The following is a 10,193-nucleotide window of genomic DNA, read 5'->3' on the forward strand; positions in this document are numbered from 1 at the left end:
GCTACCCTTTGGTGTCCGTCCAGGTCAGCACGCGCCTCGCTCAAACGGACATTCGCCGCACCCAGCACATACGCACGCCACCACACGCACGAGAGGTACGCCGATGGGCATTCGGAGTCTGCTGCGCAACGCTTTCGGTCGCTCCAAGGCGGCCCGTAACGAACCGGATGCCGTCGCTGCGCCGGAGGCCACCGACGCGGCGGCCATTCCGGAGGCCCGCGAGGAGTCGGCCCCCTCGGCGGAGGCGGTGGCCGACGCGGTGGCGGAGACCGCACCGGCCGCGGAGACGGAGGTCCCGGCGGCCCGCTCGGAGCAGGCACCGGCCCGTCCGGAGCCGGCATACGCGGAGACCGCACCGGCGGCGGGCGCCGCGGTACTCGCGGCCTCGGCCTCCTCCTCGTCCGCCGCCGATGTCTCGGACCTGGTGAGAGAGGCGTTCGACCGCCCGACGGCCCCGAAGCCGGAGGCTCCGGAGAAGCGGGCCGCGGAGACGGCGGTCGTGGAGACGGCGGCTGCGGAGGCGGCGGCACCGGAGGCGACGACCGAGGTCGAGGCCGAGGAGCCGAAGGACGCGAAGAGCGACGAGGCAGCGGCCCAGCCCGAGGCAGCGCCCGAGGCCGAGGCCAAGGTGGCGGCCGAAGTCGCCGAGCCGGTGGCCGTCGAGACCAAGGCCGAGGCAGAGACCGAGGTACAGGCTGCGCCCGAGGTACAGGCTGCGCCCGAGCCGGTGACCGCCGACGCCGAAGAGACCGAGGTCGAGGCCCCGGCCGAGGAGCCGAAGGCCGAGCAGCCGAAGGCGGAAGCCCCGCAGGCCGAGAAGCCGGAGGTCGAGAAGGTCCAGGCCGAAAAGGTGACGGCCGACGAGCCGAAGGCCGAGGCCGAGCCCGAGGTCGTCACCGCCCCCGAGCCCGCCCCCGAGCCCGCCCCCGAGCCCACCCCCGCGGCCACCATCCCCGCCGCCCGCACCGAGTCCCCCGCTGCGGCCCCGACCGAGGCCACCACCGAGCCGGTCGCCGCCGAAACGGCCCCCGCGGCCGCGTCCGCCCTCCCCCTCGACAAGATCGAGGAGGTCGCGCCCGGGCTGGTCAGCCTCTACAAGGACGCCGGTGCGGCGCTGGAGAAGCACGGCCTCACCACGCAGCACGCCGCCGTCTACCTCGTGCTCGACCGCTCCGGCTCGATGCGCAACTACTACAAGGACGGCACCGTCCAGCACCTCGCCGAGCAGGCCCTCGGCCTCTCCGCGCACCTCGACGACGACGGCACCGTCCCCGTCGTCTTCTTCTCCACCGACGTCGACGGCACCGCCGAGCTCGACCTCACCTCGTACGAGGGCCGGATCGAGGAGCTCCACGCGGGCCTGGGCCACATGGGCCGCACCAACTACCACTGGGCGATCAAGGCCGTCGTCGACCACTACAAGAAGTCGAAGACGACCGTGCCCGCGTTCGTGATCTTCCAGACCGACGGCGCCCCCACCTCCAAGCCCGCCGCCGAGAAGGCGCTGTGCGAGGCGGCCGAGCTGCCGATCTTCTGGCAGTTCATCGGCTTCGGCGACCCCGAGGCCAAGGGCTTCGACTTCCTGCGCAAGCTGGACGACCTCACCGTCCCGGAGAAGCGCAAGGTCGACAACGCCGGCTTCTTCCACGCCGGCCGCGACCCGCGCGCCCTGGCCGACGCGGACCTGTACGCGCAGCTGATGATCGAGTTCCCGGAGTGGCTCACCGAGGCCCGTGCCGCGGGCGTGCTCAAGAAGGGCAAGAAGAGCAAGAAGAGCTGACCCGGCACGACCGGCGCACGGCCCGGCGGCTCCCACGGGGAGCGGCCGGGCCGTTCCGCTGCCACGGGGCCGGCCGCCACGGGGCCGGCCGTCCCGCTTCCCGCCTCAGTCCGCCGTCGTGTACGCGATGAACAGCGACCACGCCGCCGGCGAGAAGGTCAGCCACGGCTCGTCGCCGTCCACCCGCTTCGAATCCCGCACCTGCACCGGTCCGGCCCCGGCGGCGATCGCGACCTCCACGCAGGCGGCGTCCTCGTACTCGCTGTAACTCGACGTGAACCACGTCGCCCCGTCACCCATGGCCCCTCCGCCACCCCTCGATGCCGCGCATCGCTTCCCCAGGTACTCACAGCATCCCCGGTCGCCTGCACACCATGCGTACGCGTGGGGGCGGCCCTGAAAGGGGGCGCGGTGACCCCCTTCCGGGCGAGTACGATATTGGCGTTCCGTAGTGCAAAAAATCACTCACCGTAGCGACTTGGGAGCAGCCGGCAATGGCTCGACACCTCATCACCAGCGCCCTTCCGTACATCAACGGGATCAAGCACCTGGGCAACATGGTGGGGTCCATGCTCCCGGCCGATGTGTATGCGAGGTACATGCGGCAGCGCGGGCACGATGTGCTGTACATCTGCGCGACCGATGAGCACGGCACCCCCGCCGAGCTGGCCGCGAAGGACGCCGGCCAGTCGGTCGACGCGTTCTGCGCCGAGCAGCACGACGCGCAGAAGGCGATCTACGACGGCTTCGGCCTCGCCTTCGACCACTTCGGCCGCAGCTCCTCGCCGGAGAACGTCGAGCTCACCCAGCACTTCGCGCGCAAGCTGCACGAGAACGGCTTCATCGAGGAGCGGGCGATTCGCCAGGTCTACTCGAACGCCGACGAGCGCTTCCTGCCCGACCGCTACATCGTCGGCACGTGCCCGCACTGCGGTTACGACAAGGCCCGCGGCGACCAGTGCGAGAACTGCACCCGCGTGCTGGACCCGACCGACCTGATCGACGCCCGCTCGGCGATCAGCGGCAGCAGCGACCTGGAGGTGCGGGAGACCAAGCACCTCTTCCTGCTCCAGTCGAAGCTCCAGGGCGAGGTCGAGAAGTTCATCGACGAGGCCGGTGAGGAGTGGCCGACGCTGGCCTCCTCCATCGCCCGCAAGTGGCTGACCGAGGGCCTGCACGACCGCTCGATCACCCGCGACCTGGACTGGGGCGTGCCGGTGCCGGCCGACGTGTGGCCGGACCTGGCCGCCGAGGGCAAGGTCTTCTACGTCTGGTTCGACGCCCCGATCGAGTACATCGGCTCGACGAAGGAGTGGGCGGACGTCGACCCGGAGAACCGCGACTGGAAGTCGTGGTGGTACGAGGCCGATGACGTCCGGTACACGGAGTTCATGGCCAAGGACAACGTGCCGTTCCACTCCGTGATGTTCCCGGCGACCCAGCTGGGCACCCGCGAGCCGTGGAAGAAGGTCGACTTCCTCAAGGCGTTCAACTGGCTGAACTACTACGGCGGCAAGTTCTCCACCTCCCAGCGGCGCGGCATCTTCACCGACGCGGCGCTGGAGCTGCTGCCCGCCGACTACTGGCGCTACTTCCTGATCGCGAACGCGCCGGAGTCCGACGACACCTCCTTCACCTGGGAGCTCTTCTCCTCCTCGGTCAACAAGGACCTGGCGGACACCCTCGGCAACTTCGTCAACCGCGTGCTGTCCTTCTCGCGGAAGCGCTTCGGCGACGAGGTCCCGGCGGGTGCCGAGGCCGGCGAGGCCGAGGCGAAGCTCGGCGAGGACATCGCGCGGCTCCTGGCCGAGTACGAGGGCCACATGGAGGCCCTCCAGTTCCGCAAGGCCGCGGCGTCGCTGCGCGCCCTGTGGAGCACGGGCAACTCCTACCTGGAGGAGAAGGCCCCCTGGCTGGAGATCAAGACCGACAAGGACGCGGCCGCGCTCACCCTCCGTACGGCGATGAACCTCATCCACCTGTACTCGGTGATCTCCGAGCCGTTCATCCCGTCCTCGGCCAAGGCCATGCGCGGTGCGTTCGACCTGGCCGACGACACGGCCCTGTGGGTCACGGCGGACGAGGCGAAGGCGCTCTCCTCCGTCCCGGCCGGCACCCCCTTCACCGTCCCCCCGGTCCTCTTCGCCAAGATCACCGAAGACGACCTGACGGCCTACAAGGAGCGCTTCGGCGGCGAGGAGTAAGCCCCACGGAATGACGCAGGGCCCGGAACCACAAGGTTCCGGGCCCTCCGTCATGCTGCTACGCGGACGTTCCGCCGTACGGATGCCAACCCGCCGTCCGCACCGTGAAGCCCATGGGATCCGGCATCGCGATCTCCTGCCCGAAGATCCCCTTCGCGGTCTCGACGTAGTGGCGGCCGTCGAGCTGGAGCAGGTGCCAGGTGGCGTCGTTGGGGTCGACGATCAGGTAGACGGGGATGCCGGCCTCGGCATAGCGCTCGCGCTTTTCCTCCCAGTCGCGCCTGATGGCCGTACGGGTCGTGGAGACGGTCTCGACGACGGCCTGGATGATCTGCGCGGGCCAGTCGGCCTCGTTGTCGGCCGGGCAGTCCTCAGCTCGGATGACTACGGCATCGGCACGTGGCCGGTAGTCGTCCGCCACGAGCAGCCCTCGCTCGTTCCATGCTTCGAACGGCTCCGGGGTGTGGCGCACAAAGGTGCGTCCAGGCAGATCATGGAAATGCCCGGGATTGGCCTGCATGACCAGCTCACCGTCGAGCAGCTCTACGCGCAGCCCATCGGGGACATCCAGCTCGTGCCACATTTTGATGAGCGCGTTGTTGTCCACTGAAGGTCCTCCTGCCGACCGCTCTCGTGCCCAGCATAGGGCGCGACCACACACGAGGGGCCCGGAACCGCAGTGCGGTTCCGGGCCCCTCGTGTGTGGCTGCCGCTTACTTCACCTGCGGCTTGCGGATCGAGAGGTGGAGTTCCTTGAGGCGGGACTCCTCGACCTCGCTGGGGGCGCCCATGAGGAGGTCCTGGGCGTTGCCGTTGAGGGGGAAGGCGATGGTCTCGCGGATGTTCGGCTCGTCGGCGAGGAGCATGACGATGCGGTCCACGCCCGGGGCGATGCCGCCGTGCGGCGGGGCGCCGAACTTGAACGCGCGGAGCATGCCGCCGAACTCGGCCTCGACGGTCTCCTTGTCGTACCCGGCGATCGAGAACGCCTTGTACATGACCTCGGGCTCGTGGTTACGGATCGCGCCGGAGGACAGCTCGACGCCGTTGCAGACGATGTCGTACTGCCAGGCGAGGATGTCCAGCGGGTCCTTGGTCTCGAGGGCTTCGAGACCGCCCTGGGGCATCGAGAACGGGTTGTGGGAGAACTCGATCTTGCCGGTCTCCTCGTCCTTCTCGAACATCGGGAAGTCGACGATCCAGCAGAAGCGGAAGACGCCCTCTTCGAAGTGGCCGGCGCGCTTGGCGGCCTCGACGCGGACCGCGCCCATGATCTTCGAGACCTCGTCGAACTCGCCCGCGCCGAAGAAGACGGCGTGGCCGGGCTTCAGGTCCAGCTTCTCCACGAGCGCCTTGACGTCGTCCTCGGTGAGGAACTTGGCGATCGGGCCGCTCAGCGCGTTCTCCTCGCCGACGCGGACCCAGGCCAGGCCCTTCGCGCCCTGCTCGACGGCGTACTCACCGAGCTGGTCGAAGAACTTGCGCGGCTGGTCGGCGGTGTCCGGCACGGCCAGCGCGCGGACGTGCTTGCCGGCGAACGCCTTGAAGCCGCTGCCCGCGAAGACGTCCGAGACGTCGACCAGCTCGAGCTTGGCGCGCAGGTCGGGCTTGTCGTTGCCGTACTTGAGCATCGACTCGCGGAACGGGATGCGCGGGAACGGCGAGGTGACCTCGCGGCCGCCGCCGAACTCGGTGAAGAGCTCGGTCATCAGCTTCTCGACGGGCTGGAAGACGTCCTCCTGCTCGACGAAGCTCATCTCGATGTCGAGCTGGTAGAACTCGCCGGGCGAGCGGTCCGCGCGGGCGTCCTCGTCGCGGAAGCACGGCGCGATCTGGAAGTACCGGTCGAAGCCCGCGATCATCAGCAGCTGCTTGAACTGCTGCGGGGCCTGCGGCAGGGCGTAGAACTTGCCGGCGTGCAGACGCGAGGGGACCAGGAAGTCGCGCGCGCCCTCGGGGGAGGTCGCGGAGAGGATCGGCGTCGCCATCTCGTTGAAGCCGAGCGTCACCATCTTCTGGCGGATGGCGGAGATGACGGCCGTACGCAGCATGATGTTGCGGTGCATGCGCTCGCGGCGGAGGTCGAGGAAGCGGTACTCCAGGCGCTTCTCCTCGTTGACCCCGTCCTCGGCGTTGATCGTGAAGGGGATCTGCTCGGCGGCGCCGAGCACCTCGACCGCGGAGACCTCGATCTCGATCTCGCCGGTGGGCAGGTCGGGGTTGATGTTGTCCGCGCCGCGGGCGCTGACCTTGCCGTCGATGCGGACGACGGACTCCTTGGTCAGGGAGCCGAGCGCTTCGTTGGCGGGGGTGCCGGGGCGGGCGACGAGCTGCGTGATGCCGTAGTGGTCGCGCAGATCGATGAAGAGGATGCCGCCCAGGTCACGTCGATTGTGCAGCCAGCCGCTGAGGCGGACGTCCGTGTCGACGTCCGCGGCCCGGAGCTCGCCGCAGTTATGGGACCGGTACCGATGCATCGCTCATCCAAGTCGTCGCGAGTCGAGGTGGGGCACGGGGGAGGGAGGCCGGGGTCGGCTCCCGGTCGGCACCCGATGATCACCCCAGGATTGGCATAACCGCTCCAGGTTACCGCTCCGCCCCGCCGCTCCGGATCGCCATATCCACGACAAGACTCCCGCGGACTGCGCAAAGGAACACCATGGGACCAGGGTCACGTCCATCGCACTGGTGAGCCCCCGTGAAACCAACCTAAAGTGATGCAATGCGCACCAAGGACGTCCTGGCGGCCATCGGCACCGGCCTCTGGCACTGGGACCACGCAGTGGGCAAGGTCAGGCTGGACGCCGAGGCGGCCAGGCTGCTCGGGCTGCCCGAGGAGCCGGCCGACTTCAGCGAAGCCTTCATCCGCTCCCGTTTTCACGCCGTCGACTTCGCCGAGATCAACGGCGTCGTCCACCTCGCGCTGACCGAGGGCACCCTCGCCGAAGGCAGGCTGCGGGTCATGGACACCGACGGCAAGGTGCTGCGCGTCGTCCGCTGCCGGGCCCGCGTCACGCCGCTGGACAACAGCTACGAGCTGCTCGGCACCCTCCAGGAGGTCCCCGAGCCGCAGCCGGGCACGTCCGCGGCGCGCACCCCCGTCACCGGCGACTGGCGCCGCTCCCGCGAGGCGTTCCTGCTGGACGCGGGCCGCGCGCTGGCCGAGGCCCGCTCCACCGCCGAGGTGCTGCGGGTGGCGGCCGGGCTGTCCATGCCCGGCTTCATGCCCGACGGGCTGGCCGTCTTCGGCATCAAGGGCGACCACATATCGGTCATCGGGCACCACGGACAGCGCCCCGGGGACGAGCAGCCGTTCGTCGACATGTCCCTGAACACCGACTACCCGGCCGCCGAGGTGATACGGACCGGGCGCGCCCTCTATCTCCCCACCCCGGAGGAGTACCGCCGCCGGTTCCCCGCGACCTGGCCGATGGCCGCGCACTTCGACCGCCAGTCCTGGGCCTTCCTGCCGCTGATCAGCGCCGGCCGGACGGTCGGCGCCTGGATGGCCGCCTTCGCCCACCGCGTCGCCTTCACGCCCGACGAGCGCTCGGTGCTCACCACCGTCGCCCGGATGCTCGCGCAGGCGCTGCACCGGGCCGGTGACCAGGAGTCGCAGCTGGAGCTGACGGTCGGCCTGCAGCGCAGCATGATGCCGACGGTGCAGCCGGACATCCCCGGTATGGCGGTGGCCGCGCGGTACGTCCCCACCGGCGGCGGCCTGGAGGTCGGCGGCGACTGGTACGACATGATCACGCTGCCCTCCGGCCGGATCGCCCTGGTCATCGGGGACGTGCAGGGCCACGACGTACGGGCGGCGGGCCTCATGGGCCAGCTGCGGATCGCGCTGCGCGCCTACGCCTCGGAGGGCCACCACCCCGACGCCGTGCTCTCCCGCGCCTCCCGCTTCCTCTCGGGCCTGAACGACACCGAGGCCGAGGGGCTGGACCCGCGCTTCGCGACCTGCCTGTACATCGAGGTCGACCCGGCCACGGGGCTGCTGGACATCGCCCGGGCCGGCCATCCCGATCCCGCCATCCGGATGACCGACGGCACGATGCTGGTGCGGCCGACCGCCGGCGGGCTGCCGCTGGGCATCGAGCCGGACACCGACTACCCGACCACCCGGTTGGTCCTGGAGCCCGGCGAAACCATGCTGGTCTGCACGGACGGGCTCATCGAGACCGGTGGGCACGACCTGGAGAGCGGCTGGGCGCGGCTGCGGGACATCATCGAGAACCACGAGGAACCGGAGTCCGGCGACAGCCTCGAAAAGCTCGCCGACGCGCTGGTACAGGCCGTGCACGGGCCGTCCTCGCACCACACCACCGGTCGGCTGGCCGACCGCCGCGAGGACGACATCGCGATGCTGCTGCTGTGCCGCGAGGGCGGCAGCTGCGCCATCGGCACCGGCGGGCTGGAGCCGCGGGCGCCCGTGCGCCGCACCGTACTGACCATCGCGCAGGCCGAACCGGAGCGGATCTCCGAGGCCCGCAGCCAGATCCGCGACGTGCTGCACGACTGGGCCGACGAGGACCAGATCGACTCGGCCGCCCTGATGGTCTCCGAGATGGTCACCAACGTCCTGCTGCACACCGACGGCGACGCCCTGCTGATCGCCGAGATCGCCGGTGTGAAGGGCTCCCGGCGGGTCCGGGTGGACGTCGCCGACAGCAGCGACGAGCTGCCGCACCGCCGCCGCCCCGGCGAGCTGGCCTCCTCCGGCCGCGGCCTGGTCCTCATGGAGCTGCTGGCCGGCGCGTGGGGCGTGAATCCGCGCGGGGACGGCAAGTCGATCTGGTTCGAGCTGTACGAGGACGCGGCGCAGCAGGCCGCCGCCGTGCCGGACGCGGCTCAGGCCGGGGAGCCGCCGGACGTGTCGCCGGAGGAGCCGCCGGACGGCGGCCCCGGGCTGTCCGGTTCCTCGCTCTCCGAACCGGCCGCGTAGCGCTGGTGGAGCTCTGACAGGATCCCGGTCGCCGCCGCCGTCAGCGGCACGGCCAGCAGCATCCCGAGGATGCCCGCCACGCTCGCGCCCGCGGTGATCGCGAGCAGCACCACGGCCGGGTGCATATGGACGGTACGGCTCTGGATCATCGGCTGCAGGATGTGCCCTTCGAGCACCTGCACGGCCAGTACGACGCCCAGCGCCCACAGCGCGATCACGAACCCGCGGTCGGCCAGCGCGACCAGTACCGCGACCGCGCCGGAGATGAACGCGCCGAGGTACGGGATGTACGCGCCGACGAAGACCAGCGCGCCCAGCCCGACCGCGCCCGGCACCCCCAGGATCAGCAGCCCGACCGTGATGCAGGTGGCGTCGATCAGCGCGATGACCGTCGTCCCGCGCATGAAGCCCTCCACGGCTTCGAAGCCGCGCCGCGCCATCCGCTCCAGCCGCGGCCCGGAGTCGCCCGGCGACCAGGACCGCAGTACGCCCACCGCCTTGTCCGCGTCCCGCAGGAAGAAGAAGGTCAGCAGCAGCGCCAGCACGGCTGCGGCCACCGTCTGGCCGACCAGGCTGAGCCCGGAGAGCAGTCCGGTCGCGGCCCGGCCGCCGAACTTCTCCGCCAGCTGCTTGGCGTTCGCCGTCAGGTCGCCCAGCGAGGTGCCGGAAGCGCCCAGGTACTTGGTGAGCTCCCGGGTCGCCTGCTGCACCGACGACACGATCTGGTCGCCCGTGTCGATGAGCGCCGACACCACGATGTACCCGGCTCCGCCGACCACCACCAGCAGTACGGCGCAGGTCAGCCCGGACGCCAGCGAACGGTTGACCTTCATCGCGACCAGCCGCCGGTACACCGGCCCGAGCAGCGCACTGCCCAGCAGGGCCAGCAGGACGGGCGTCACGGCCGCCTTCAGGGTCACCGTCAGCCATACGGCGACCGCGATCACCGCCGCGACCAGCAGCAGCAGTCCGCACCAGGCCGCCGCCCGGCGGGCACCGAGGGGAAGCAGCGCTTCCCGTTCCTCCATCTTGGTCCGCTTCTGCACGGTCCCAGTCCACCACGTGCCCCGCAGGGGCGCGGGGAACTGCGCGCTCAACCAGACACATCCGGCAGACGGCCGACGCAGCGAACCCCTACGGCGGACGGCTGTGACAGCACGGACACGCGGACACACGGCGGTCCACGCAGCACACGGCCGCGCCCGGCGTTTCACGTGAAACGCCGGGCGCGGCCGTGTGCTGCGTGGACCGCCGTGTGTCC

Annotated in this window: 7 protein-coding genes; 3 read left to right on the forward strand and 4 right to left on the reverse strand. The window is 70.5% G+C overall.

The window, feature by feature from the left end; translation table 11 throughout:
- Positions 1-103: 103 nt before the first annotated feature.
- A complete protein-coding gene (locus ACIGXO_RS15605; RefSeq protein WP_399785987.1) occupies positions 104-1,780 on the forward strand; it encodes a VWA domain-containing protein in 1,677 nt (558 codons plus the stop codon).
- Between the two features lie 105 nt (positions 1,781-1,885).
- On the opposite strand, the gene ACIGXO_RS15610 is transcribed toward ACIGXO_RS15605, so the two are convergent.
- On the reverse strand, positions 1,886-2,080 hold the full coding sequence (locus ACIGXO_RS15610) for a DUF397 domain-containing protein (protein WP_399785990.1): 195 nt from the start codon (positions 2,078-2,080) through the stop codon (positions 1,886-1,888).
- Between the two features lie 194 nt (positions 2,081-2,274).
- On the opposite strand from ACIGXO_RS15610, the gene metG reads away from it, so the two are divergent.
- A complete protein-coding gene (gene metG, locus ACIGXO_RS15615; protein WP_399785993.1) occupies positions 2,275-3,984 on the forward strand; it encodes a methionine--tRNA ligase in 1,710 nt (569 codons plus the stop codon).
- A 58-nt stretch (positions 3,985-4,042) separates the two neighbouring features.
- Here the strand turns inward: metG and ACIGXO_RS15620 are convergent, their stop codons facing one another.
- Entirely contained in the window at positions 4,043-4,591 is a 549-nt protein-coding gene (locus ACIGXO_RS15620) for a Uma2 family endonuclease (protein WP_399785997.1), read from the reverse strand.
- A 106-nt stretch (positions 4,592-4,697) separates the two neighbouring features.
- Entirely contained in the window at positions 4,698-6,461 is a 1,764-nt protein-coding gene (aspS, locus tag ACIGXO_RS15625; protein WP_399785999.1) for an aspartate--tRNA ligase, read from the reverse strand.
- A gap of 245 nt (positions 6,462-6,706) precedes the next feature.
- Between aspS and ACIGXO_RS15630 the strand changes: the two genes are divergently transcribed.
- Positions 6,707-8,932, forward strand: coding sequence for a SpoIIE family protein phosphatase (locus tag ACIGXO_RS15630; RefSeq protein WP_399786002.1), 2,226 nt, complete (start codon positions 6,707-6,709; stop codon positions 8,930-8,932).
- Here the strand turns inward: ACIGXO_RS15630 and ACIGXO_RS15635 are convergent.
- Positions 8,839-9,960, reverse strand: coding sequence for an AI-2E family transporter (locus tag ACIGXO_RS15635; protein ID WP_399787082.1), 1,122 nt, complete (start codon positions 9,958-9,960; stop codon positions 8,839-8,841). The genes ACIGXO_RS15630 and ACIGXO_RS15635 overlap by 94 nt on opposite strands.
- Positions 9,961-10,193 lie beyond the last annotated feature (233 nt).

Origin of the sequence: Streptomyces sp. NPDC053542, from assembly GCF_044544685.1 — a bacterium.
Taxonomy (GTDB): Bacteria; Actinomycetota; Actinomycetes; order Streptomycetales; family Streptomycetaceae; genus Streptomyces.